Source organism: Limnohabitans sp. INBF002 (genome assembly GCF_027924905.1).
Lineage (GTDB): Bacteria > Pseudomonadota > Gammaproteobacteria > Burkholderiales > Burkholderiaceae_C > Limnohabitans.
Genome location: NZ_AP027055.1, coordinates 2,368,099 through 2,392,800, shown reverse-complemented (window position 1 = coordinate 2,392,800; position 24,702 = coordinate 2,368,099). Strand labels below are relative to the sequence as shown.

Sequence of the window (24,702 nt, the reverse complement as noted above, 5' to 3'; positions counted from 1 at the left end):
TCGAAAGATGGCAAAAGGAAAATTTGAACGTACCAAGCCGCACGTGAACGTGGGCACCATTGGTCACGTCGACCACGGCAAGACAACGTTGACAGCTGCGATCACCACGATCCTGTCGACAAAGTTCGGTGGCGAAGCGAAGGCTTACGACCAAATTGACGCGGCTCCTGAAGAAAAAGCACGCGGCATCACGATCAACACCGCTCACGTTGAGTACGAGACTGAAACACGTCACTACGCTCACGTGGACTGTCCTGGTCACGCCGACTATGTGAAAAACATGATCACGGGCGCTGCTCAAATGGACGGCGCTATTTTGGTGTGTTCAGCTGCTGACGGCCCCATGCCACAAACTCGCGAGCACATCTTGTTGGCTCGTCAGGTGGGCGTGCCTTACATCATCGTGTTTTTGAACAAGTGCGACATGGTGGACGACGCTGAGTTGTTGGAATTGGTCGAAATGGAAGTTCGCGAACTTCTGCAAAAGTACGACTTCCCAGGCGACGACACCCCAATCATTCAAGGTTCAGCCAAGCTGGCCCTTGAAGGCGACAAAGGCCCATTGGGCGAAGAAGCCATTTTGAAATTGGCTGCTGCTTTGGACAGCTACATCCCTACGCCTGAGCGTGCAGTGGACGGTAACTTCTTGATGCCAGTGGAAGACGTGTTCTCTATCTCTGGTCGCGGTACTGTGGTGACAGGCCGTATCGAGCGCGGCATCATCAAAGTCGGCGAAGAAATCGAAATCGTGGGTATCGTTGATACCGTCAAGACAACTTGTACCGGCGTGGAAATGTTCCGCAAGCTGCTGGACCAAGGTCAAGCGGGCGACAACGTGGGTATCTTGTTGCGCGGTACAAAGCGCGAAGACGTGCAGCGCGGTCAAGTGCTGTGCAAGCCAGGTTCGGTCAAGCCACACACTCACTTCACTGCTGAGATCTATGTGTTGTCTAAAGACGAAGGCGGCCGCCACACACCATTCTTCAACAACTACCGTCCTCAGTTCTACTTCCGTACGACTGACGTGACAGGCGCTATCGAATTGCCAGAAGGCAAAGAGATGGTGATGCCAGGTGACAACGTGTCGATCACTGTGAAGTTGATCCACCCCATTGCGATGGAAGAAGGCTTGCGCTTCGCTATCCGCGAAGGCGGTAAGACGGTTGGCGCTGGTGTGGTTGCCAAGATCATTGCCTAATTAACAAATTTAGGCGCCAGATTTAGGGGCGTAGCTTAGTGGTAAAGTTGCGGTTTCCAAAACCGTCGATGGGGGTTCGATTCCCTCCGCCCCTGCCACAAAAGCTTCAAAGCTGAGTGGTTTACCAAGCCCGCCAAGATGGCGGGCTTCGGTGTCTTAATCAACGCATAAAAAACGGTACAGGAAAACCCTTATCCATGTCTGCAGCAAATATTGAAAACGTATCGACGACCGCCGACAAGGCCAAACTTGTCTTGGTGGTGGCTTTGGTCGTGGCTGCTTTGGCCGGTTTTTACACGCTGACTGCGCAAGGTCCTATCGTTCAATGGTTGACATTGATTGGTGGCTTGGTGGCTGCGGTAGTGGTTTTCTTGTTGTCGTTGCCGGGTCGCCAGTTGGTGGCTTTTGGCAATGATGCGTGGCGTGAAGTTAACAAGGTTGTGTGGCCAACTCGTAAAGAGTCAACGCAAATGACTTTGTATGTGTTTGCCTTTGTGGTGATCATGGCGCTGTTTTTGTGGCTGACTGATAAGACCCTCGAGTGGGTGTTTTACGACCTGATTCTGGGCTGGAAAAAATAATGAGCGACATCATCGACAACGCCGCAGCTGATGCGGCTTCAACGCCACCTGCTTACGTGAATCCTGATTTGCGTTGGTACGTGGTTCATGCCTATTCGGGCATGGAAAAAGCCGTTGAGCGCAACATCCGCGAAAGCATTGCGCGCGCCGGCATGGAGACCAAATTTGGTCGCATCTTGGTGCCTACCGAAGAAGTCGTTGAGATGAAAAACGGTCAGCGTCGTACCGCTGAGCGCAAATTCTTCCCTGGCTATGTCTTCGTTGAAATGGTGATGGATGACGACACATGGCACTTGGTGAAGCACACCAACAAGGTGACAGGTTTTGTGGGTGGTGCAAAGAACCGCCCTGCGCCTATTTCTGAGGCGGAAGTCCAGAAAATCGTGAGCCAAATGCAAGACGGCGCTGACAAGCCTCGTCACAAGGTGGAATTCATGGTGGGTGAGTTGGTGCGTGTCAAAGAAGGCCCGTTCACCGACTTCAATGGTTCGGTCGAAGAGGTCAACTACGAGAAAAGCAAAGTGCGCGTCTCGGTCACCATCTTCGGTCGTGCAACGCCTGTTGAATTGGAATTCGGCCAGATCGAGAAAACTTAATCTGGTTCAAAGTTTTGTGGTTTGGTACTTCCCGACTCGGTGCCAAACATTTGAAGTGAGTCGTTAACCCCGGGGAGTTCGCAAGAACGTTTGCACCCGCAAGGAGAAAAGCATGGCGAAAAAAATCGTCGGTTTTATCAAGCTGCAAGTTCCAGCAGGTAAAGCTAATCCATCGCCACCTATTGGCCCAGCATTGGGTCAACGTGGTTTGAACATCATGGAATTCTGCAAGGCGTTCAACGCCCAGACCCAAGGCGTTGAGCCAGGTCTGCCATTGCCAGTGGTCATCACTGCGTTTGCAGATAAATCCTTCACCTTCATCATCAAGACGCCTCCAGCGACCACCTTGATCAAGAAGGCTATCAAGCTCGACAAAGGTTCTGCCCGTCCTCACGTCGACAAAGTTGGCAAGATCACTCGCGCTCAGCTCGAAGAGATCGCCAAAACCAAGATGGAAGACTTGAATGCTGCCGACTTAGACGCAGCTGTTCGCATCATCGCCGGCTCTGCCCGTTCGATGGGCGTGACTGTGGAGGGCGTGTGATATGGCCAAGTTGACTAAAAAACAAAAAGCCTTCGAAGGCAAAGTTGATAGCACCAAGCTGTACGCTTTGGTCGATGCTTTGGGCATCGTCAAAGAGTGCGCAACTGCCAAGTTCGACGAGTCCATCGACGTTGCTGTGCAACTCGGTATCGACGCTAAGAAATCTGACCAAGTGGTGCGTGGCGCCGTGGTCTTGCCTAACGGCACTGGTAAAACTGCTCGCGTGGCCGTGTTCGCCCAAGGCGCTAAAGCTGAAGAAGCCAAAGCCGCTGGTGCTGACGTGGTGGGTATGGACGACTTGGCCGCGATGGTCAAAGCCGGTGACATGCCTTTCGACGTGGTGATCGCTGCTCCTGACGCCATGCGCGTTGTGGGTACTTTGGGTCAAATCTTGGGCCCACGCGGTCTGATGCCTAACCCCAAAGTTGGCACCGTTACACCAGACGTCGCCACTGCTGTGCGCAACGCCAAAGCTGGTCAAGTCCAGTTCCGCGTTGACAAAGCCGGTATCGTGCACGGCACCATCGGTCGTCGTTCATTCGACACAGATAAGTTGCAAGGCAACTTGGCTGCATTGATCGAAGCTTTGAACAAGGCCAAGCCTGCTTCAAGCAAGGGTGTTTACCTGCGCAAAGTCGCCGTGTCGTCCACCATGGGTGTGGGTGTTCGCGTTGACGTTCAAACAGTGGGCGCTTAATTAGCGTTCAAAAATCCGGGTGGTGCGAAAGCACTGCCCAGAGTGGTGGGCTGAGGCAGCTTTTCGAAGTTGCACAGGCCATCCAAGACCGTTGGTGTGGGGCTTGCCCCGCTTAATTTGATTGACCAACGCAGATGGCGATCCCGCTCGACGGAATTCTTCCTGACAGTTAGGTCGCTGCAAAAGTGGCGTGTCGACGGGTAATTACCTGAAGACACATTTAAAGGAGTAGACCTTGAGTCTTAATCGCAGTGAGAAAGAAGCGGTCATTTCAGAAGTGACCACGCTCGCCGCCCAAGCTCAAACGCTGGTGATTGCGGAATACCGCGGCATCACGGTCGCTGACATGACTAAGTTGCGCAACCAAGCGCGCAGCAACGGTGTGACCCTGAGCGTGTTGAAAAACACACTCGCACGCCGTGCTGTGACTGGTAGCTCATTCGAAGTCGTCGCCGACCAGATGACCGGTCCGCTGATCTATGGCTTCTCTGTTGACGCTATTGCTGCCGCTAAGGTGGTGGCTAACTTCGCGAAAACCAACGACAAGTTGGTGATCCGCGCTGGCGTTTACGGTGGTAAAGCTTTGGACGCGAACGGCGTTAAGCAATTGGCAAGCATCCCTTCGAAAGAAGTGTTGTTGGCTCAGTTGTGTGGCTTGTTGATGTCGCCTATGTCTCGCACCGCAGTGGTGTTGGGCGCTTTGGCTGCTCAAAAAGGCGAAACAGCTGCCGCTTAATGCGCAGCTTGTGTTTTAACTAATTGTTAGGAAATAAAAATGGCATTCGATAAAGACGCATTTTTGACCGCGCTCGACAGCATGACGGTCTTGGAACTCAACGAACTGGTGAAAGCCATCGAAGAGAAGTTTGGCGTGAGCGCTGCCGCTATGGCCGCTCCTGCTGCTGCTGGTGGCGGTGCCGCTGCTGCAGAAGAGAAGACTGAATTCAACGTCATGTTGATGGAAGCCGGCGCAAACAAAGTGTCCGTGATTAAAGCAGTTCGCGAAATCACCGGTCTGGGCTTGAAAGAAGCCAAAGACATGGTTGACGGCGCTCCAAAGGCTGTGAAAGAAGGCGCTTCTAAGGCTGACGCTGAAGCCGCTAAGAAGAAGCTCGAAGAAGCTGGTGCTAAGGTTGAACTGAAGTAATTCGGTTCGCTTTCGAGGCTGGAGTGTCCCGTCAAGGGCCTCCAGCCTTCTGTGCTTACAGAGCACACCCATAAGCGGGTTGAATCAACCTTCTTTTGAGTGTCTTCTGACCCCAACTGCAGAAGATGCCTTGGTTCGGGTTGCGTGCAATGCGCAACCGTCCGCCAACGCTGGTAGAGGCCAGCCGCCAAGCCTGATGTATGGGACGTGATGTCTCATGCAGAAAACAGTTCTGAAAGATCAAGCCCGGAGATCTCATGGCCTACTCATACACCGAACGCAAGCGTATCCGCAAGAGTTTCGGCAGCCGCGACAGCGTGCTGGAAATTCCATATTTGTTGCAGATGCAAAAAGACGCGTACACCGCGTTCTTGCAAGCTGATGTCGCCCCTAAAAAGCGTACCAACGAAGGTCTGCAAGCTGCATTTGAAGCTGCATTCCCCATCGTGTCGCACAACGGTTTTGTCGAGATGAAATATCTCGAATACAACTTGGCCAAGCCCGCCTTTGACGTGCGCGAATGCCAAACCCGTGGTTTGACTTTCTCTTCAGCTGTGCGCGCTCGCGTGCAACTCATCATTTACGACCGTGAGTCCTCTACACCACAGTCCAAAGTGGTCAAGGAAGTGAAAGAGCAAGAGGTCTACATGGGCGAAGTGCCTTTGATGACAGACAAAGGTTCTTTCATCATCAACGGTACCGAGCGCGTGATCGTGTCTCAGTTGCACCGTTCGCCTGGCGTGTTCTTCGAACACGACAAGGGCAAGACCCACAGCTCTGGCAAATTGTTGTTCAGCGCGCGCATCATCCCTTACCGCGGTTCATGGCTCGACTTCGAATTCGACCCCAAAGACTTGCTGTACTTCCGCGTCGACCGTCGTCGCAAGATGCCCGTCTCTATTTTGTTGAAAGCCATCGGCTTGACACCAGAGACCATCCTCGCGAACTTCTTCGTGAACGACAACTTCCGCTTGATGGACAGCGGCGCACAAATGGAATTTGTGGCCGAACGTCTGCGCGGCGAAGTGGCGCGCTTTGACATCACTGACAAAGCCGGCAAAGTGATCGTTGCCAAAGACAAGCGCGTGACCGCACGTCACACCCGCGAGTTGGACGAAAGCAAAACCACGCACATCAGCGTCCCAGAAGATTTCTTGATTGGCCGCGTGTTGGCCAAGAACATCATCGACAGCGACACAGGCGAATTGATTGCCCGTGCCAACGATGAGTTGACAGAAGCCTTGCTCAAGAAATTGCGCGAAGCCGGCGTGCAAGAACTCCAATGTATCTACACCAACGAACTCGACCAAGGTGCGTACATTTCGCAAACCTTGCGCACGGACGAAACCGTGGACGAATTCGCTGCACGCGTGGCCATCTATCGCATGATGCGCCCTGGCGAGCCACCGACAGAAGATGCGGTGCAAGCCTTGTTCCAACGTTTGTTCTACAACCCAGACACGTACGATTTGTCGCGCGTGGGTCGTATGAAGTTCAATGCCAAAGTGGGCACACCAGAATCCACAGGCCCCATGGTTTTGACCAACGACGACATCTTGTCTGTTGTGAAAATCTTGGTGGACTTGCGCAACGGCCGTGGCGAAGTCGATGACATCGACCACTTGGGTAACCGTCGCGTGCGTTGCGTGGGCGAATTGGCTGAAAACCAATACCGCACAGGTTTGGCACGTATCGAAAAAGCCGTGAAAGAGCGTTTGGGCCAAGCCGAGCAAGAGCCGCTCATGCCTCACGACTTGATCAACTCCAAGCCAATTTCTGCTGCGCTCAAAGAATTCTTCGGCGCATCACAGTTGTCACAGTTCATGGACCAAACCAACCCCTTGGCCGAGATCACGCACAAGCGTCGCGTCTCAGCATTGGGCCCAGGTGGTTTGACACGCGAACGCGCAGGCTTTGAAGTCCGTGACGTGCACGTGACCCACTACGGTCGTGTGTGTCCTATCGAAACGCCAGAAGGTCCAAACATTGGTTTGATCAACTCTTTGGCTTTGTACGCCCGTTTGAACGAGTACGGTTTCATTGAAACCCCATACCGTCGCGTGGTGGACGGCAAAGTGACGATGGACATCGATTACTTGTCCGCCATCGAAGAAGGCAAATACGTTATTGCTCAAGCCAACGCGGCTTTGGACAAAGACGGCAAGCTGACTGGCGACTTGGTGTCTGCCCGTGAAAACGGCGAATCCATTTTGTGCGGCGCAGAGCGCATCCAGTACATGGACGTGTCTCCAGCGCAGATCGTGTCTGTGGCGGCCTCTTTGGTTCCGTTCCTCGAGCACGATGACGCGAACCGCGCGTTGATGGGTGCCAACATGTCACGTCAAGCCGTGCCTGTGTTGCGTCCAGAAAAGCCAATGGTCGGTACCGGTATCGAGCGCGTTGCTGCGGTCGACTCGGGCACTGTGGTGACCGCCACTCGCGGTGGTGTGGTGGACTATGTCGACGCAACCCGCGTTGTGGTTCGCGTGAACGACGCCGAAGCACAAGCTGGCGAAGTGGGCGTGGACATCTACAACCTCATCAAGTACCAACGTTCTAACCAAAACACCAACATCCACCAGCGTCCGATCGTCAAGCGTGGCGACAAGATTGCCAAGGGTGACGTGGTGGCTGACGGTGCATCGACTGACCTGGGCGAAATCGCCATCGGTCAAAACATGTTGATCGCCTTCATGCCTTGGAACGGCTACAACTTCGAAGACTCGATCTTGATCAGCGAGCGCGTGGTGGCAGAAGACCGCTACACCTCGATCCACATCGAAGAACTCGTGGTGATGGCGCGCGACACCAAGTTGGGCGCCGAAGAAATCACACGCGATATTCCTAACTTGGCTGAGCAACAACTCAACCGTTTGGATGACTCCGGCATCATCTACGTGGGTGCAGAAGTGCAACCCGGCGACACACTGGTCGGCAAGGTCACGCCAAAAGGCGAAACCACACTGACACCAGAAGAAAAACTGTTGCGCGCGATCTTCGGCGAAAAAGCCAGCGATGTGAAAGATACATCTCTGCGCGTGAGCCAAGGTTCGCAAGGCACGGTCATCGACGTGCAAGTCTTCACGCGTGAAGGCATCGTGCGTGACAAGCGTGCTCAGCAAATTATTGATGACGAACTCAAGCGTTTCCGTCTCGATTTGAACGACCAGCTCCGCATCGTGGAAGCTGACGCGTTTGACCGTATCGAAAAACTCTTGAACGGCAAAACCGCCAACGGCGGTCCCAACAAGTTGGCCAAGGGCAGCAAGATCGACAAGGCCTATTTGGCTTCTGTCGAGAAGTTCCACTGGTTCGACATCCGTCCTTCTGATGAAGAAACTGCAGGCCAGTTGGAAAGCATCAAGAACGCGATGGAACAAACCCGCCACAGCTTTGACTTGGCCTTCGAAGAGAAGCGCAAGAAGTTGACGCAAGGCGACGAGTTGCCAGCAGGCGTGTTGAAGATGGTCAAGGTCTACTTGGCCGTCAAGCGTCGCTTGCAGCCTGGTGACAAGATGGCCGGTCGTCACGGTAACAAGGGTGTGGTGTCAAAGATCGTTCCGGTCGAAGACATGCCTTACATGGCCGACGGCACACCTTGCGACATCGTGTTGAACCCCTTGGGCGTTCCTTCACGTATGAACGTGGGTCAGGTGTTGGAAGTTCACTTGGGTTGGGCTGGTAAAGGTATCGGTCAACGCATTGGCAACATGCTCCAAGCAGAAGCCAAAGCCGCTGAAATCCGCAGCTTCATGGAAGAGTTGTACAACGGTTCAGGCCGCAAAGAAGACTTGACCAAGCTGAGCGACGCGCAAATCGTCGAGATGGCTGGCAACTTGACCAACGGTGTTCCTTTTGCAACCCCCGTGTTCGACGGCGCTGCAGAAGAAGACATCCGCACCATGTTGAAGTTGGCATATCCAGAAGACATCGCCAAGGCGAAAGGTCTGACGGCGACGCGTACACAAGCGAACTTGTTTGACGGCCGTACTGGCGAAGCTTTCGAGCGTCCAACCACCATCGGCTACATGCACTTCTTGAAGCTCCACCATTTGGTCGACGACAAGATGCACGCACGTTCTACCGGCCCGTACAGCTTGGTCACGCAGCAGCCGCTGGGTGGTAAGGCTCAGTTCGGTGGTCAGCGTTTCGGTGAGATGGAAGTGTGGGCTTTGGAAGCTTACGGCGCGTCTTACACATTGCAAGAAATGCTCACCGTCAAGTCCGACGACGTGCAAGGCCGTACCAAGGTGTACGAGAGCATCGTCAAAGGCGAACACTCGATCGAAGCGGGCATGCCCGAATCGTTCAACGTGTTGGTCAAAGAAATTCGTTCATTGGGCATCGACATTGAGTTGGACCGCGCCTAAGCGGTTTGACGACATAAGGATTTAAAACATGAAATCATTACTCGACCTGTTCAAGCAGTTCACGCCCGATGAGCATTTCGATGCCATCAAAATTGGCATGGCTTCTCCCGAGAAGATCCGTTCATGGTCTTTCGGCGAAGTGAAAAAGCCAGAAACCATCAACTACCGTACCTTCAAGCCTGAGCGCGATGGTCTGTTTTGCGCCAAGATCTTTGGCCCTATCAAAGACTACGAATGCTTGTGCGGCAAATACAAACGCCTCAAGCACCGCGGCGTGATTTGCGAGAAGTGCGGCGTTGAAGTCACACAAACCAAAGTGCGTCGCGAGCGCATGGGTCACATTGACCTGGCTGCACCTTGCGCCCACATCTGGTTCTTGAAGTCATTGCCATCACGTTTGGGCCTCGTGCTCGACATGACCCTGCGTGACATCGAGCGCGTGTTGTACTTTGAAGCATATGTGGTGACCGATCCCGGCATGACACCTTTGAAGAAGTTCGCCATCATGTCGGAAGACGACTACGAAGCCAAAGTGGTGGAGTACGGTGACGAATTCATCGCCAAGATGGGCGCTGAAGGCATCAAAGATTTGCTCGAAGGTCTCGACCTCGATGTTGAAATCGAAAAGCTGCGCAACGACTTGACCGGCTCTGAAATCAAGATCAAGAAAAACGCCAAGCGTTTGAAATTGATGGAGGCGTTCAAGAAGTCAGGCATCAAGCCCGAGTGGATGGTGTTGACTGTCTTGCCCGTGTTGCCACCTGATTTGCGTCCTTTGGTGCCGTTGGACGGCGGTCGTTTTGCGACCTCCGATTTGAACGACTTGTACCGTCGCGTGATCAACCGTAACAGCCGCCTGCGTCGTTTGCTCGAACTCAAGGCGCCTGAAATCATTGCACGCAACGAAAAGCGTATGTTGCAAGAAGCCGTGGACAGCTTGCTGGACAACGGCCGTCGCGGCAAGGCCATGACAGGCGCTAACAAGCGCGCCTTGAAGTCTTTGGCTGACATGATCAAAGGTAAGAGCGGTCGTTTCCGTCAAAACTTGTTGGGTAAGCGCGTCGACTATTCAGGTCGTTCCGTGATTACCGTGGGCCCAACTTTGAAACTGCACCAGTGCGGTTTGCCCAAGTTGATGGCACTCGAGTTGTTCAAGCCTTTCATCTTCTCGCGTCTCGAAGCCATGGGCATCGCGACCACGATCAAGGCCGCGAAGAAAGAAGTCGAATCCGGCTCAGCCGTGGTGTGGGACATCTTGGAAGAGGTGATCAAAGAGCACCCCGTGATGTTGAACCGTGCGCCTACGCTGCACCGCTTGGGTATCCAAGCGTTCGAACCTATCTTGATCGAAGGTAAAGCCATTCAGTTGCACCCACTCGTCTGTTCAGCGTTCAACGCCGACTTCGACGGTGACCAAATGGCCGTTCACGTGCCTTTGTCTGTGGAAGCACAGATGGAAGCCCGTACCTTGATGCTGGCTTCGAACAACATCTTGTTCCCTGCCAACGGCGAACCCTCTATCGTTCCTTCACAAGACGTTGTGTTGGGCTTGTACTACGCCACCCGCGACCGTATCAACGGCAAGGGCGAAGGCTTGGTGTTTGCCAACTTGACCGAAGTGCAACGTGCGTTGGACGCTGGCGTGGTCGAATTGACCGCCAAAGTGGCCGTGCGTTTGACCGAGTGGACCAAGGACAAAGAAACCGGTGAGTTCTTGCCGAGCACCAGCTTGGTTGACACCACCGTGGGCCGCGCTTTGTTGTCGGAAATCTTGCCCAAGGGCTTGCCCTTCTCGAACATCAACAAGTCGTTGAAGAAGAAAGAAATTTCTAAGCTCATCAACGTGTCATTCCGCAAGTGCGGTTTGAAAGAGACCGTCGTGTTCGCCGACAAACTGTTGCAAAACGGTTTCCGTTTGGCGACTCGCGCTGGCATCTCCATCGCGATTGACGACATGTTGGTGCCGCCAGAAAAAGGCGCCATCATCAGCGCGTCTGAAAAAGAAGTCAAAGACATCGAACAGCAATACGTGTCCGGTTTGGTGACTTCTGGCGAGCGTTACAACAAGGTGGTGGACATCTGGGGTAAGGCTGGCGACGCTGTGTCAAAGGTGATGATGGACCAACTCCGCAAAGAGAAGACCATCGACCGCCACGGCAAAGAAGTCGAACAAGAATCGTTCAACTCCATCTACATGATGGCCGACTCTGGCGCTCGCGGTTCTGCCGCTCAGATCCGTCAGTTGGCTGGTATGCGTGGTCTGATGGCCAAGCCTGACGGCTCCATCATTGAGACACCCATCACGGCGAACTTCCGTGAAGGTCTGAACGTGTTGCAGTACTTTATTTCCACCCACGGTGCACGTAAAGGTCTGGCCGACACGGCGTTGAAGACAGCGAACTCAGGTTACTTGACACGTCGTTTGGTTGACGTGACCCAAGACTTGGTGGTCACTGAACACGATTGCGGTACGACCAACGGTCAACTCATGCGCGCCATCGTTGAAGGTGGTGAAGTGATTGAATCATTGCGCGACCGTATCTTGGGCCGCACTGCGGTTGAAGATGTGTTGAACCCAGAAACACGTGCGGTGTTGGTCAAGGCCGGCGTCATGCTGGACGAAGACATCATTGACGAAATCGAAGCCGCTGGCGTCGACGAAGTCAAAGTGCGCACTGCATTGAATTGCGAAACACGCTTCGGCTTGTGCGCCATGTGTTACGGCCGTGACTTGGGTCGCGGTGGCTTGGTCAACAACGGTGAAGCTGTCGGCGTGATCGCTGCGCAGTCCATCGGTGAACCCGGTACACAGCTGACCATGCGTACGTTCCACATCGGTGGTGCAGCGTCTCGTGCCGCCGTGGCTTCCAGCGTGGAAGCCAAGTCGAATGGTGTGATTGGTTTCAACTCCACCATGCGCTATGTGTCCAACACCAAGGGCGAGTTGGTGGTGATTTCTCGCTCAGGCGAAATCATCATCCACGACGAACATGGCCGTGAGCGTGAGCGTCACAAAGTGCCGTACGGTGCGATTCTGTCGGTCAAGCCCGACCAGACCCTCAAGGCTGGTGTGATCTTGGCCAACTGGGATCCATTGACGCGCCCCATCATCACTGAATTCGCCGGTAAGGTGCAATTCGAAAACGTCGAAGAAGGCCTCACCGTTGCCAAACAAGTGGACGAAGTCACCGGCTTGTCTACCTTGGTGGTGATTGACCCGAAACGTCGCGGCTCAACCAAAGTGGTTCGTCCACAGGTCAAGCTGATCGATGCGTCTGGCAAAGAAGTGAAGATCCCTGGCACAGACCACGCGGTGACGATTGGTTTCCAAATCGGCGCGCTGATTCAAGTGCGCGACGGTCAAGATGTGGGCCCAGGCGAAGTCTTGGCACGTATCCCTGTTGAAGGTCAAAAGACCCGCGACATTACCGGCGGTTTGCCACGTGTGGCCGAACTGTTCGAAGCTCGCTCACCCAAAGACAAGGGTATGTTGGCCGAGATGACCGGTACTGTGTCGTTTGGTAAGGAAACCAAAGGCAAGGTTCGTTTGCAGATCACGGATCCAGAAGGCAAAGTGTGGGACGAACTCATTCCTAAAGAGAAGAACATCTTGGTCCACGAAGGCCAAGTGGTCAACAAAGGCGAGAGCGTTGTGGACGGCCCAGCCGACCCACAAGACATCTTGCGTTTGCTCGGCATGGAAGAGTTGGCTCGCTACATCGTCGACGAAGTGCAAGACGTTTACCGCTTGCAAGGCGTGAAGATCAACGACAAGCACATTGAAGTGATCGTGCGTCAAATGTTGCGTCGCGTTGTGGTCGAAAGCGTGGGTGATTCCAACTACATCGCTGGCGAACAAGTTGAGCGTTCTGAGATCCTCAACACCAACGAAGCGCTGCAACGTGATGGCAAAGTCCCCGCGACTTTCACCAACTTGTTGTTGGGTATCACCAAAGCGTCCTTGTCGACCGACTCGTTCATCTCTGCGGCTTCTTTCCAAGAAACCACACGTGTGTTGACCGAAGCTGCCATCATGGGCAAGCGCGACGAATTGCGCGGCTTGAAAGAAAACGTCATCGTCGGCCGCCTGATTCCTGCAGGTACCGGCATGGCTTATCACAAAGCCCGCAAGGTCAAAGACGCGATGGACGACGCCGAGCGCCGCGCCATTGCTGAAGCCGAAGCGGCTGAGTTGGCTGGAGACTCTTCGGAAGAAGAAACTCAAGTCGATCACGGCGCTGGCGAAGAAGCGTAAAGCGACCCTCTCAACAAAGGCCCGAAAGGGCCTTTGTTGTTATGGGACAAGAGGTTGGAAGACACAAGGGGTTCAACATGCTTGATGCGTGGTGGTTTTGGCTGTTTGTAGCCGTGATGGTGTTTTGGAGCGTGGGCGCCTACCGCCGTTTGGTGGGCTTGCGCACGGCGGTGAACAAGCAGTTTGCGGTGCTCGAAGAGCTCATGCTGCGCTACCAAGCGCTGGTGCAAGAGGCCACGACGGCTGCGGTGACCTCGCCTTCGGGCTGGCAAACCGCTGTGTCACCCGAGTTGGGTGCCAGTCACTGGACACGCTTGCAGGTGGCTGCCAATTTGTCAGCCATGGCTTTGGCGCGCATGCAAGAGCATCCGTTGGATCCTTCGTCATCCATTGCGCTGGTCGCGACCAGCCGTGATTTACAAGATGCGTGGGAAGCCCTCACGCATCCCGATGTGTATTACGTGTCGGTGCCCGCAGAGCTGACGCAGCGCTGGACGGAGTTGGGTATCTCGATCCAACCTGATTTGCAGCGTTTCAACCAAGCGGTGGCCCATTACAACGACGCGATTGATATGTTCCCAGCCACTTGGATGGCACGTTTGTTCAAGTTCAAACCCGGACGCATTTTGGGATGAGCGAACACACGTCTACCTCCATCCCCTTGTGGCAACAGCTGCAAGCTGTTGCGCAAGCCTTGGCGCAAGTGCGTCGTGGTGTCTCTGGCACGGCTGCGCTAGACGCGGTGCCATCGGCGCTGCGTCCCGGTGTGCAAGCCTTGCTGTTTCAAGCGCTGCGACAACTCGGCCGTGCGCAAGCCCTGCGTGCGCAGTTGGCCTCGCGTGCGCCCGCCCCGCTGCCCGATGCGCTGTTGTGCACGGCACTGGCCTTGGCGTGGGACCCAGAGAACGCGCCCTATGAGCCGCACACCTTGGTGAACCAAGCTGTTGAGGCTGCCAAGCAAACCCGCAGCTTGCAAATGCAGGCTAACTTTTTGAATGCGTGTTTGCGCCGTTTTTTGCGTGAGCGCGATGCGCTTGTGCGTGCCACAGACAACGATGTGCATGCGCAATGGAACCACCCCGAGTGGTGGGTCAAGCGTCTGCAAAAAGACCACCCTGACCATTGGCAAGACATCTTGCGCGCCAACAACCAAGCGGCACCCATGACATGGCGTGTCAACACCGCGCGCACCAGTCGCGAAGCTTTGCAAACGGACTGGGCCAACCATGGTTTGCCGTCGCATCCTGTGGGCGAACAAGGCTTGGTGCTTGAGCAAGCGCACAACGTGCGTGACATTCCTGGTTTTGCCGAAGGCTTGTGTTCGGTGCAAGATGCAGCGGCCCAATGTGCCGCGCAAATTTTGTTGAATGGTTTGGCTCCTGCGCATCAACCGCTGCGCATCTTGGATGCGTGTGCGGCACCTGGCGGCAAAACAGCACATTTGCTGGAAATGTTGAACGACCAGTCCGAGGTCATCGCTTTGGACATTGACCCACAGCGTTGTGAGCGCATCGCGCAAAACATGCAACGCATTGGGCGTAGCGCCAAAGTCATTGCGGCAGATGCCGCGTTGACCAAAACTTGGTGGGATGGTCAGCTGTTTGATGCGATTCTTTTGGATGCACCCTGTACAGCCTCTGGCATTGTGCGGCGTCACCCCGATGTGCGTTGGTTGCGTCGAGAGGCGGACATCGACAAACTCGCGGCGATTCAGAAAAACTTACTCAAGCAGCTTTGGCCCTTGGTCAAGCCCGGCGGTCGTTTGCTGTATTGCACATGCTCGGTTTTCAGAGCCGAGGGCGAGAACCAGGCCAAAACGTTTGTTGAACACAACACCAATGCCCGTTTACTGCCGTCTCTGGGCCATTTAAGGCCTCAAACCCATGCAACGACGGCCTTGCTCACCGACAATCTACCAGGTGACCATGACGGCTTTTATTACGCACTGCTGGAAAAACTTCCTACGCCTTGATCTGCCTTTCTCAGGTGGCGTCAAGCGCGTGCGGTCGCTGTGCGCCGCTGTGTTGGCCGTGTGTTGCTTGGCCTTCGCTGGTGTGGCACAAGCGGATACACCTGTCGATTTGCAGGGGCTTCAGCTAGAGCGCCAAGAAGCGGGGCTTTATATGTCTGGTCAATGGCGTTTTGATTTGCCGCCAGCCCTAGAAGATGCCTTGCTCAAAGGCATCACGCTTTACTTTGTGACGGAAGTCGAGATCAACCAAGAGCGCTGGTACTTTTACAACCAACGTGTGGCACGTGCGGAGCGTCATGTGCGCTTGTTCTACCAGCCACTCACACGCCGTTGGCGCGTCAATATTTCCCCGCAAGCGTTCAACCAGAGTGGCTTAGGCGTGAGCCTGGGCCAAAGTTATGACACCGCAGAAGAGGCCATGAGCGCCGTGCGTCGCATCATTCAGTGGCGCATTGCGAATGCAACCGATGTCGCCTCGGATGCCAAGCAAACCATCAGCATCAATTTCAAACTCGACCTCAAGCAACTGCCCCGACCTCTGCAAATTGGCGCAGCAGGCCAGAGTGACTGGAACATTGGCTTTAGCAAAACACAACGCCTGGAGTTGGCGCCATGATTGAGTTGGCTGAAAAGCGGGTGCGCCTTTCACGCTTTCAGTTGAGATGGTTGCTGGTCATCAGCGCCACGGTGGTGTTGGGTCTGGGCTTGGTGTTGTTGTTCTTGTTGACGCAAGCCACGGACAACCGAGAGCTGTACGAACGCAACTACCGCCAACTCTTTGGCTTGAATGTGGTGGTCGCCACCTTGTTGATGGGCGTGATTGCCTGGCTGTCCGTTCGCTTGTTGTTGCGCCTGCGTCAAGGCAAATTTGGCAGCCGCTTGTTGCTCAAAATCGCGGCGACCTTTGCGCTGGTGGGCTTTGTCCCTGGCTTGCTGATTTACAGCGTGTCATACCAATTCGTTTCGCGCTCCATTGAGAGTTGGTTTGATGTGAAGGTCGAGGGGGCGCTAGACGCAGGCCTGAGCTTGGGCCGCACCACACTCGACACTTTGGCGAATGACTTGGGCCAAAAAACACGTTCGGCAAGCGTGCAAATCAACGACTTGCCAGACGCCTCTGTGGGCGTGGCGTTGGATCGCATGAAAGACCAGCTGGGCGCCGATGACGTGATTCTGTGGAACACCTCTGGCCAAGCCTTGGCCAGTGCCGGCGATTCACGTTACAAAATCAACCCTGAGCGGCCCAGCCCTGCACAACTTCGCTTGGTTAAAACACAAAGTGTGGTCACGGCCGTTGACGGTTTGGACGAGGCGGATTCTCTGGGTACGGCCAAAGCGCGTATTCGTGCGTTGGTGTTGGTGGCCCCATCCGGTTTAGGCTTGCTGATTGAACCGCGTGTTTTACAAGTGACCAAAGTCTTGCCGCCAACTTTGGTCAGCAACGCCTTGGCCGTGGAAGTGGCGTATCGCGAATACCAAGAGCGTGCGCTTGGGCGTGAAGGCTTGCGCAGCATGTACATCGGCACTTTGACCTTGAGCTTGTTCTTGGCGGTGTTTGGTGCGGTGTTGTTGGCCGTGCTGCTGGGGAACCAACTTGCGCGGCCTTTGTTGATGTTGGCCGAAGGTGTGCGCGATGTGGCGGCGGGGGATTTGAGCCCAAAGCCTGCACTTCAAGGTCGCGATGAATTGGGCGGCTTGACACGTTCATTCGCCCAGATGACGCAGCAATTAGCCGATGCTCGCTCGGCAGTGGACCGAAGCATGTTGCAGGTGCACACCTCGCGCGCCAACTTGCAAACCATTCTTGACAACCTCACGGCGGGCGTCATTGTGATGACGGACAAGGGACTCATCAAATCTTCCAACCCTGGCGCCACGCGTATCCTGCGCGTGCCGTTGGCCGCTTGGGAAGGTCGCTCGCTCAGCGACATTGAAGGACTTGCCGAGTTTGCGCAGCATGTGCAATCGGAGTTTGATGGCTTCTTGGGCGAACGCAGCCAGCATGGTCTAGACCATTGGCAGCAGTCTTTTGAGCTGCATGCCACAGCCATCAGCCCTGCCGTGCAATTAACGGACGATATGCACCAGCACATCACTCTGCTCGCGCGTGGTGCCGTGCTGCCCAACAACGGACGCTTGCTGGTGTTTGACGATATTTCTGAAATTGTGTCGGCCCAGCGCGCGCAAGCGTGGGGCGAGGTGGCGCGTCGATTGGCGCATGAAATTAAAAATCCACTCACCCCCATTCAGTTGTCGGCAGAACGCTTGGAAATGAAACTCACGGGCAAGTTGCAAGAGCCCGAACAACTCATTTTGAACAAGTCGGTGAAGACCATCGTGGACCAAGTGGACGCCATGAAGCGTTTGGTGAACGAGTTCCGTGACTACGCCCGTTTGCCAGTGGCTGAACTCAAACCACTCGACCTCAACGCCCTGGTGCAAGACGTGATGCAGCTCTACGGGACAGAAAATGCTTCTGTTCCCGTACACGCCCAGCTAGACCCCACTTGTCCCATCATTCAAGGGGATGCTCAGCAGTTACGCCAAGTGGTGCACAACCTGTTGCAGAACGCACAAGATGCGACAGAGGGCCAAGCCCACCCCATGGTGTCCATTGCCACGCAATGGGTGCCTAGTTCGGGGCGCGTGCGTTTGGTGGTGCGAGACAACGGGCCTGGCTTTCCACCCAAAATCTTGAACCGTGCGTTTGAGCCCTATGTCACCACCAAGTCTCGTGGCACGGGTCTCGGCTTGGCGGTGGTGAAGAAAATTGCGGATGAGCATTCGGCGCGAATTGACCTCAAAAATCGTGGATTACAGGGGCGGGTGATTGGTGCGCAAGTGTCGTTATCATTCCAAGTTGCAGAATCGCAACAAACCCAACTCATTTAATTCAGCGAGACAAATTTAGACATGGCAAACATTCTGGTGGTGGATGACGAGTTAGGCATTCGGGACCTCTTGTTTGAGATCCTCAATGACGAAGGTCATGCGGTTGAAGTTGCAGAAAACGCCGCACAAGCGCGCATGGCTCGACAAGCCTCGCGCCCAGATTTGGTCTTGCTTGACATTTGGATGCCTGACACCGACGGTGTGACGCTGCTCAAAGAATGGGCGGGCGCGGGTTTGTTGAACATGCCAGTCATCATGATGAGTGGCCACGCCACCATCGATACCGCCGTCGAAGCAACCCGCATTGGTGCGCAAGCGTTCCTTGAAAAACCCATCACCATGCAAAAGCTGCTCAAAGCTGTTGAGCAGGGATTGGCGCGCAAACCGTTGGCTTCGGCGCCTGCGAAAGTTGGGTTGAACTCAAACAAAGACGCGTCAGGCGTATTCGTGACGCCGCAACCGGTGGTGCTGCCGCCAACGCATCAGAGCTTTGATTTAGAGCAGCCTTTGCGTGAAGCACGCGATACGTTTGAGCGTGCTTACTTTGAATACCACCTCACGCAAGAGAGCGGCTCGATGACCCGTGTGGCAGACAAAACAGGTTTAGAGCGCACGCATTTGTATCGCAAGCTCAAGCAGCTTGGTGTGGATTTGTCCAAAGCCAAGCGCGTGGCTTGAACTGGCGTCAGGTTTCCGTCGTTGGCGGCACGGGTTCTCTGGCTTTTTCGCGCAAGTACTGAATCAGTTGCGTACGACGCGCCAGCCAACGTAGGCCCAGTGCGCCAATGACGGCACCGTTGACATCGCCGATCACCATGTACATGAGCTGATTCGGATCCACCAATTGAGATGTGTCCAGTATTGACCACAGCAAGTGGTGTGTGAGTGCGTTGAGTAGGGCGTAAAACAAAGCCAGTTGGAGCAAGTCATCTAACCGTGTGAGCAAGAGTGCGCGTTTTTGCATAAAACGCATCAACATGACAGCCAGCGCGGCACTGCCCGCAGAGATGGTCGTGTTGGCAATGCTCAGCCACAAACTGTCGTTCATCCAAAAGAACAGCAAGGCACCACCAAAAGCCGAACCCAAGGTGCCCCACAGCAGCCCGAGTACCAATACATTGGCCAAGCGCAAAAAGCTGGGTAAATAGATCAAACTGATGTGTCCTGTGACCTCAAGCCCGCTGAATAACCAGTTGTTGGCCAGGTGTGTGGCGCAATACAAGCAGCCCGTCAAGACGACCAAGATGAGAATGGTTAGGTCTTTGTCAGGGGAGGACGGATCGAAAATGCTATTTTTCACGGGCCACCATCTTAATAGCCGCGCCAGAGGGTGTTACAATATTTCTCTCGGCCCGGTAGCTCAGTTGGTAGAGCAGCGGATTGAAAATCCGCGTGTCGGCAGTTCGATTCTGCCCCAGGCCACCAAAACGAGAAAGCCTCAGTGTTCGCACTGGGGCTTTTTTCTTTTCTGGATCGCTCTTTGACCGCGTCACGCGCATGGCGCATTTGACGGCGGCCACGGCACCGACCTCTTGGAGTCCCAAAGTGCGTGACATCGCATTGGGGACACGTCCATAACTGTTCTATCAAACTGTACCTTTCTGGGTGGGTACAGTTTGTATAAAGTGTGACGCACACGTGTTCACGCCGCTTATGTGGCGCACGCGTGCGGTTCAAGTAGCAGTGACGTCAACCAGGAGACAAGACATGAGAATGATTCATAAGATAGCCAAGGCCGCGGCCATTGCCCTGACGGCGGCATGTGCCATCAGTGCACATGCGCAAGATGTGATCAAGATTGGCTACACAGCAGACCAATCTGCCAGCGGCGTTGCCGAGCTGGGCATTGCCGGACGCTGGGGTTTTGAAGCAGCGATTGAAGATTTGAACAAGGCTGGCGGCATTCTTGGCCGTAAGGTGGTGGGTGTGGTGCGTGATGACCTCGGCACGCCCCCCAAGGCCATTCAAAACGTCACCGAACTGATTGACAACGAGAAAGTGCAAGCCATCGTCGGCCCCGCCAACTCGGGCAACGCTTTGGCTTGGTTGCATCTGCCGCAACAAAAGAAGATTCCTGTGGTGGTGCCAATTGCGACCTCGACAGAGATCACGACGCGCTACGCCAAAGAAGCACAGAACTACCTCTTCCGCGTCTCCATGGTGGATCGCGAGCAAGTGGCTTTGTTGGCTGCCTATGCCGCGAAAGCCTCAAAGGGTCACAAGATCGCGATCTTGGCTGACTCCACTGGTTATGGCCAAGGCGGTATCAAAGACGCCACCGAAGTGTTGGCATTGCATGGCGTCAAGCCTGTGGCTGTTGAAAAATACGGCCCCAAGGACACGGACATCACCTCGCAGTTGACCAAAATCCGTGATGCTGGCGCAGACACTGTGATCATTTATGGCATTGCAGACGGCGCGGCCAACGTGTTGCGCAGCATGGAAAAAATCAACTATCTGCCCACGACGCTCGGCACTTGGGGCAACCTGAGCTCGTTGTTGCCTCGCTTGGCCGGTCCAAAGATGGCCGACCACCTCATCTTGGCTGCTTCGACGACCGAAGATTCCAATGCCAAGACCAAGTCTTTGGGTGAGCGCGTGCGCAAGAACTTCCCCACGTTGACCACGTTCCCTTGTTCGGCTCAGGCCTATGACTCGGTGATGTTGTTGGCTGCGGCCATGAAGGCAGCAGGTACCACCGACGGCGAGAAAGTGGCTGCCGCGCTGGAAAACGTGAACAACGTTGAAGGCGTGATCAAGACCTACAACAAGCCGTTCTCCAAGACCGACCATGAAGGCTTGGGCGTTGCTGACTTCTACTTGGCCAAGTGGAAGAACGGCACGACGGTGGTGCGCTACGAAGATGCTGTGACAAAGTCGCTCACTGCAGCGGATTTGAAGAAGTAATTTTGCTGTTCCCCTGACGCCTTGCGTTTCCCTCGGGTCCTTCTGTGACTGGGGGAGCGCTCGGCGCTCTTAGAAAGTTTCCCCATGGTTGCTATCTTGCAAGCCTTGCTGAGCGGACTCGCGTTGGGCGGTATTTACGCGCTCGTCGCCGTCGGTTTCAACATCACCCACAACACCACCAAAACCTTCAACTTTGGCCAAGGCGAGTTCTTGTCAGTTGGTACGGTGGTTGCGGTGTCTGCCATGCTGTTGTTGTCTGGCAAAGACATCCATGGCGCGTTGACGCCTGAAGATGTGACGGTGTGGCGAATGATCGCTGCGCTCGTGATTTGTATGGCCGTTCTCGGTGCGCTGGGTGTGCTGCTGTACTACACCGCCGTGCGACCTTTTGTCGGTGGTGGCGGTTTGGCTTGGGTCATGAGTACCCTGGGCTTTGGCATCATCATTCAAAACGCGGCCTTGGCCGTTTGGGGGCCTGCCGCCATGGTGGTGCCTTCTATTTTGGGGAGCGATGTCATTCGCATCGGTGGCGCGGGTGTGCTGCCACAAGAAATTTTGGTGCTGGTTTTTAGCATTTGCATCATGTTGGGGTTGGACTTGGTGATGCGCAAAACCAAGATCGGCAAAGCGGTTCGCGCCGTCGCGCACAGCAAGAACGCCGCGACCTTGATGGGCATCAACGTGGGCGCCGTCGTCGTGCTCGCCTTCGTGATCAGTTCGGGCTTGGCAGGTGTGGCCGGCTTGCTGATTGCACCGATCACCACTGCTTCGGTTTTCATGGGCTTGCTGATTGCGTTGAAGGCGTTTTCAGCGGCCATCGTGGGCGGACTCTCGAACGCCCGTGGCTGCATGTTGGGTGGTTTTATGTTGGGCATCATGGAAGCCATGGTGGGTCTGTGGCAAGCAGAGATGCGAGAGATCAGCATCTTCTTGCTCATCATCATTGTGCTGGTCGTCAAGCCTGAAGGCTTGTTGGGCACACGTGTTGTGGAGAAGGTGTGATGAAGGCTTACAACACACACTGGATGGGTTTGATATTGGTGGTGGCTGCCATCGTCATTGGCCCACAACTCACAAATAACGGCTTCTACCTGAAGATCATGTTCATGATCGGCGTGAACTATTTGGCTGCTGCTGGCCTGAATGTGTTGGTGGGACACACAGGGCAGAAGTCATTGGGCCATGCCGGTTTGTTTGCCGTTGGCGCATACACAGTGGCGGTGCTGACAGCACGCCATGGTTGGAATCCTTGGTTTGCATTCTTGGCTGCAGGGGTGGTCGCTGCATTGTTTGGTGCGCTCATCGCTTTGCCAGCCTTGCGTGTCAAGGGCCCCGCCTTGGCGATGGTGACGATTGGTTTTGGCATCGTGGCTGAAAAGGTCGTCGCCGAGTGGCAAGACGTGTTCGGCGGTCAGGCCGGTATCTATGGTGTGGTGCCGCCGACCTGGGGCAGCCAGTCTCTGGATGACCGCGACTGGGTGTGGCTGGTGTCCGCGTTGTGCATCGTCACGCACTTGATGTTGCGCAGTTTGTTGAACGGCAAATATGGACGCGCCTTCATGGCCGTCAACACAGCCGAAGTGGCGGCTGAAAGCGTGGGGGTGAGCGTTTACCGAATCAAGGTCATCGCCTTTGTCATCAGCGCTGTCACCTGCGGTTTTTCGGGTGCTTTGATTGCGCAGCAGAACCAATTTATTTCTTCGGACTTCATCACCTTCAACATGTCGATCTTCTTCTTGTTGATCGTCTTGTTTGGCGGCAGTTCGGTGTATGGGCCTTTGTTGGGCGCGGTGGTGTTGACCTTGCTCGACAACTTCTTGGCGCGTTGGCCCCATGTGCAACATTTCACCTATGGTGCGTTGTTGTTGTTTGCGTTGTACGCCATGCCCGATGGCCTGTCCGCTTGGCTGCGTTCGATTGCCGTTCGAATTTTTCCGAGGTTGGCGCGTCACCCGGCCTTGCCTTCGGCGCTGAGTCCTTGGCGTTTGCATGCGAACGAAGCCTTAGAAGCCAACCGCCCCTTGTTAGAAGCCAAGGGCCTTTACAAAGCCTACGGCGGTGTCGTTCCCACCAACGACGTGGACCTGACGCTGCGCACAGGCCATGTGCATTCTTTGATCGGCCCGAATGGCGCTGGCAAGACCACCTTGCTCAACATCCTGTCGGGTGTGGTCGAACCTGATCGCGGCACCATTCGTTTCAATGGCACAGATGTGGTGGGCATGTCCATCAACGGTGTGGCGCGCTTAGGCTTGGCGCGCACGTTTCAAAACCTGCGTTTGTTTGTCGACATGACCGTGTTGGACAACGTCAAGGTTGGCTTGCATCGCCACATGGAGGCGGGGTTTTGGTCTTGCTTGTTTGGCTCGCGGCTTTCTGCGCGTAGCGAAATTCAGGCAACAGAAGAAGCGCTGCAAATTTTGGGGTTCCTTGGCTTGGCCGACAAAGCGTATGAGCGTGCAGGCAGCTTGCCCTATGGCGTGCAGCGTCGCGTGGAAATTGCACGCGCCTTGGCGACCCACCCACGGTTGCTGTTGCTGGACGAGCCAGCGGCCGGATTGAACCCACATGAAACCCGTGACTTGGTGGACGTGATTGCCCGCATCCGCGACCTAGGCATCACGGTCTTGTTGATTGAGCACCACATGGACTTGGTCATGCGCATTTCAGACCATGTCATCGTGCTGGACTATGGCCAAAAGATTGCAGAGGGCAAGCCCGCTGAGATTCAAAGTAACCCCCGTGTGATCGCCGCCTACCTTGGGACCGAGGATGAGACGGATGATGCAAACGATGTGGTGACAGGAGTGACCCATGGCTGATACCCCCTTGTTAAAAATTGAAAATCTTGAGGTCCGCTACGGGGCGGTAGAAGCCCTTAAGGGCGTCTCCATCCATGTGAATGCCGGCGAAGTGGTCACCATCATTGGCGGCAATGGCGCAGGCAAAAGCACCTTGATGAAAACCATTTCAGGTTTGGAGCCAGCGGCTGCTGGCCATGTGATGTTTGAAGGCCACGACATCACGCGCATGCCGGGTTATCAGCGGGTGGCGCTTGGCGTGGCTCAGTCACCCGAGGGGCGACAGGTGTTCCCTGATCAAACCGTCCGCGACAACTTGTTGCTGGGGGCGTACCACCGCAAGGCCCGTGCTGCTGAGTTGGAAGCCGACTTGCAAGCGCAATTTGAAACCTTCCCTCGCTTGCGTGAGCGTCAAGAGCAACCCGCGGGCACCATGTCCGGCGGTGAGCAACAAATGCTGGCCATTGCACGGGCGCTGATGGCGCGGCCTAAGCTGCTGCTGTTGGACGAGCCCTCGCTCGGATTGGCGCCGTTGATCGTGAAAGAAATTTTTGCGGTCATCCGTGCGCTCAAGTCACGCGGCGTGACCATCTTGCTGGTCGAGCAAATGGCCAACCAAGCCCTGGCCGTTGCTGATCGTGCGTACGTGTTGGAGACGGGGCACATCACCATCGAAGGGCCAGGCGCAGAGCTGCGTCGGGATCCACGCATTCGTGCGGCTTATTTGGGTGAGCATTGAACG

General features: G+C 55.0%; 19 protein-coding genes and 2 tRNA genes. 20 read left to right on the top strand and 1 reads right to left on the bottom strand.

The features are described from left to right. Positions 1-7 precede the first annotated feature (7 nt). From tuf to QMG15_RS11875, 15 genes are all read left to right on the top strand, one after another. Positions 8-1,198: an elongation factor Tu gene (gene tuf / locus QMG15_RS11945; protein WP_281788767.1), complete on the top strand. Its 1,191-nt coding sequence runs from the start codon at positions 8-10 to the stop codon at positions 1,196-1,198. A 24-nt stretch (positions 1,199-1,222) separates the two neighbouring features. Beyond that, positions 1,223-1,296, top strand: a tRNA-Trp gene (locus QMG15_RS11940). Between the two features lie 99 nt (positions 1,297-1,395). Further along, positions 1,396-1,779 (top strand): preprotein translocase subunit SecE, encoded by a 384-nt coding sequence (gene secE, locus QMG15_RS11935; protein ID WP_281788766.1) that lies wholly within the window; start codon positions 1,396-1,398, stop codon positions 1,777-1,779. Continuing rightward, complete coding sequence (gene nusG / locus QMG15_RS11930; RefSeq protein WP_108358433.1) at positions 1,779-2,375, top strand: transcription termination/antitermination protein NusG; 597 nt, start codon at positions 1,779-1,781, stop codon at positions 2,373-2,375. Before secE ends, nusG begins: the two co-directional genes overlap by 1 nt. Before the next feature lie 112 nt (positions 2,376-2,487). Further along, positions 2,488-2,919 carry a 50S ribosomal protein L11 gene (gene rplK, locus QMG15_RS11925; RefSeq protein WP_104800531.1) on the top strand — a complete coding sequence of 144 codons (432 nt, stop codon included), beginning with the start codon at positions 2,488-2,490 and terminating at the stop codon, positions 2,917-2,919. Position 2,920: 1 nt separating this feature from the next. Next, complete coding sequence (rplA, locus tag QMG15_RS11920) at positions 2,921-3,616, top strand: 50S ribosomal protein L1 (RefSeq protein ID WP_108358432.1); 696 nt, start codon at positions 2,921-2,923, stop codon at positions 3,614-3,616. Between the two features lie 235 nt (positions 3,617-3,851). Beyond that, positions 3,852-4,352 (top strand): 50S ribosomal protein L10, encoded by a 501-nt coding sequence (rplJ, locus tag QMG15_RS11915; RefSeq protein ID WP_104800533.1) that lies wholly within the window; start codon positions 3,852-3,854, stop codon positions 4,350-4,352. Between the two features lie 39 nt (positions 4,353-4,391). Then, the gene (rplL, locus tag QMG15_RS11910; protein ID WP_104800534.1) at positions 4,392-4,763 is read left to right on the top strand and encodes a 50S ribosomal protein L7/L12; all 372 of its coding nucleotides are present in this window, start codon (positions 4,392-4,394) and stop codon (positions 4,761-4,763) included. Between the two features lie 257 nt (positions 4,764-5,020). Further along, positions 5,021-9,133, top strand: coding sequence for a DNA-directed RNA polymerase subunit beta (gene rpoB, locus QMG15_RS11905; protein ID WP_281788764.1), 4,113 nt, complete (start codon positions 5,021-5,023; stop codon positions 9,131-9,133). Positions 9,134-9,161: 28 nt separating this feature from the next. Next, a complete protein-coding gene (gene rpoC / locus QMG15_RS11900; protein WP_281788763.1) occupies positions 9,162-13,388 on the top strand; it encodes a DNA-directed RNA polymerase subunit beta' in 4,227 nt (1,408 codons plus the stop codon). A 77-nt stretch (positions 13,389-13,465) separates the two neighbouring features. Next, positions 13,466-14,023, top strand: coding sequence for a hypothetical protein (locus QMG15_RS11895; RefSeq protein ID WP_158268535.1), 558 nt, complete (start codon positions 13,466-13,468; stop codon positions 14,021-14,023). Then, positions 14,020-15,360: a 16S rRNA (cytosine(967)-C(5))-methyltransferase RsmB gene (gene rsmB / locus QMG15_RS11890; protein ID WP_108358428.1), complete on the top strand. Its 1,341-nt coding sequence runs from the start codon at positions 14,020-14,022 to the stop codon at positions 15,358-15,360. Before QMG15_RS11895 ends, rsmB begins: the two co-directional genes overlap by 4 nt. Beyond that, positions 15,314-15,976 carry a DUF4390 domain-containing protein gene (locus QMG15_RS11885; protein ID WP_281788762.1) on the top strand — a complete coding sequence of 221 codons (663 nt, stop codon included), beginning with the start codon at positions 15,314-15,316 and terminating at the stop codon, positions 15,974-15,976. The genes rsmB and QMG15_RS11885 overlap by 47 nt, the downstream gene beginning before the upstream one ends. Further along, positions 15,973-18,252 (top strand): ATP-binding protein, encoded by a 2,280-nt coding sequence (locus QMG15_RS11880; protein ID WP_281788761.1) that lies wholly within the window; start codon positions 15,973-15,975, stop codon positions 18,250-18,252. The genes QMG15_RS11885 and QMG15_RS11880 overlap by 4 nt, the downstream gene beginning before the upstream one ends. Before the next feature lie 21 nt (positions 18,253-18,273). Beyond that, positions 18,274-18,930, top strand: a complete 657-nt coding sequence (locus QMG15_RS11875; protein ID WP_108358425.1) for a response regulator — start codon at positions 18,274-18,276, stop codon at positions 18,928-18,930. A 7-nt stretch (positions 18,931-18,937) separates the two neighbouring features. On the opposite strand, the gene QMG15_RS11870 is transcribed toward QMG15_RS11875, so the two are convergent. Then, positions 18,938-19,552 carry a hypothetical protein gene (locus tag QMG15_RS11870; protein ID WP_281788760.1) on the bottom strand — a complete coding sequence of 205 codons (615 nt, stop codon included), beginning with the start codon at positions 19,550-19,552 and terminating at the stop codon, positions 18,938-18,940. Between the two features lie 49 nt (positions 19,553-19,601). On the opposite strand from QMG15_RS11870, the gene QMG15_RS11865 reads away from it, so the two are divergent. The 5 genes from QMG15_RS11865 to QMG15_RS11845 all read left to right on the top strand — a co-directional run bounded on the left by QMG15_RS11865 (position 19,602) and on the right by QMG15_RS11845 (position 24,699). After that, positions 19,602-19,677: transfer RNA gene (locus QMG15_RS11865), tRNA-Phe, on the top strand. Between the two features lie 282 nt (positions 19,678-19,959). After that, entirely contained in the window at positions 19,960-21,159 is a 1,200-nt protein-coding gene (locus QMG15_RS11860) for an ABC transporter substrate-binding protein (protein ID WP_108358423.1), read from the top strand. An 84-nt stretch (positions 21,160-21,243) separates the two neighbouring features. After that, on the top strand, positions 21,244-22,161 hold the full coding sequence (locus QMG15_RS11855) for a branched-chain amino acid ABC transporter permease (protein WP_108358422.1): 918 nt from the start codon (positions 21,244-21,246) through the stop codon (positions 22,159-22,161). Then, positions 22,161-23,981, top strand: a complete 1,821-nt coding sequence (locus tag QMG15_RS11850) for a branched-chain amino acid ABC transporter ATP-binding protein/permease (protein WP_281788759.1) — start codon at positions 22,161-22,163, stop codon at positions 23,979-23,981. Before QMG15_RS11855 ends, QMG15_RS11850 begins: the two co-directional genes overlap by 1 nt. Continuing rightward, positions 23,974-24,699, top strand: a complete 726-nt coding sequence (locus QMG15_RS11845) for an ABC transporter ATP-binding protein (protein WP_281788758.1) — start codon at positions 23,974-23,976, stop codon at positions 24,697-24,699. Before QMG15_RS11850 ends, QMG15_RS11845 begins: the two co-directional genes overlap by 8 nt. Positions 24,700-24,702 lie beyond the last annotated feature (3 nt).

Excerpts from the sequence above, each read along its gene's own strand:
- tuf (WP_281788767.1), top strand. The coding sequence starts at position 8 with ATGGCAAAAGGAAAATTTGAACGTACCAAGCCGCACGTGAACGTGGGC.
- secE (WP_281788766.1), top strand. The coding sequence starts at position 1,396 with ATGTCTGCAGCAAATATTGAAAACGTATCGACGACCGCCGACAAGGCC.
- nusG (WP_108358433.1), top strand. The coding sequence starts at position 1,779 with ATGAGCGACATCATCGACAACGCCGCAGCTGATGCGGCTTCAACGCCA.
- rplK (WP_104800531.1), top strand. The coding sequence starts at position 2,488 with ATGGCGAAAAAAATCGTCGGTTTTATCAAGCTGCAAGTTCCAGCAGGT.
- rplA (WP_108358432.1), top strand. The coding sequence starts at position 2,921 with ATGGCCAAGTTGACTAAAAAACAAAAAGCCTTCGAAGGCAAAGTTGAT.
- rplL (WP_104800534.1), top strand. The coding sequence starts at position 4,392 with ATGGCATTCGATAAAGACGCATTTTTGACCGCGCTCGACAGCATGACG.
- rpoB (WP_281788764.1), top strand. The coding sequence starts at position 5,021 with ATGGCCTACTCATACACCGAACGCAAGCGTATCCGCAAGAGTTTCGGC.
- rpoC (WP_281788763.1), top strand. The coding sequence starts at position 9,162 with ATGAAATCATTACTCGACCTGTTCAAGCAGTTCACGCCCGATGAGCAT.
- QMG15_RS11895 (WP_158268535.1), top strand. The coding sequence starts at position 13,466 with ATGCTTGATGCGTGGTGGTTTTGGCTGTTTGTAGCCGTGATGGTGTTT.
- rsmB (WP_108358428.1), top strand. The coding sequence starts at position 14,020 with ATGAGCGAACACACGTCTACCTCCATCCCCTTGTGGCAACAGCTGCAA.
- QMG15_RS11885 (WP_281788762.1), top strand. The coding sequence starts at position 15,314 with ATGACGGCTTTTATTACGCACTGCTGGAAAAACTTCCTACGCCTTGAT.
- QMG15_RS11880 (WP_281788761.1), top strand. The coding sequence starts at position 15,973 with ATGATTGAGTTGGCTGAAAAGCGGGTGCGCCTTTCACGCTTTCAGTTG.
- QMG15_RS11875 (WP_108358425.1), top strand. The coding sequence starts at position 18,274 with ATGGCAAACATTCTGGTGGTGGATGACGAGTTAGGCATTCGGGACCTC.
- QMG15_RS11860 (WP_108358423.1), top strand. The coding sequence starts at position 19,960 with ATGAGAATGATTCATAAGATAGCCAAGGCCGCGGCCATTGCCCTGACG.
- QMG15_RS11855 (WP_108358422.1), top strand. The coding sequence starts at position 21,244 with ATGGTTGCTATCTTGCAAGCCTTGCTGAGCGGACTCGCGTTGGGCGGT.
- QMG15_RS11850 (WP_281788759.1), top strand. The coding sequence starts at position 22,161 with ATGAAGGCTTACAACACACACTGGATGGGTTTGATATTGGTGGTGGCT.
- QMG15_RS11845 (WP_281788758.1), top strand. The coding sequence starts at position 23,974 with ATGGCTGATACCCCCTTGTTAAAAATTGAAAATCTTGAGGTCCGCTAC.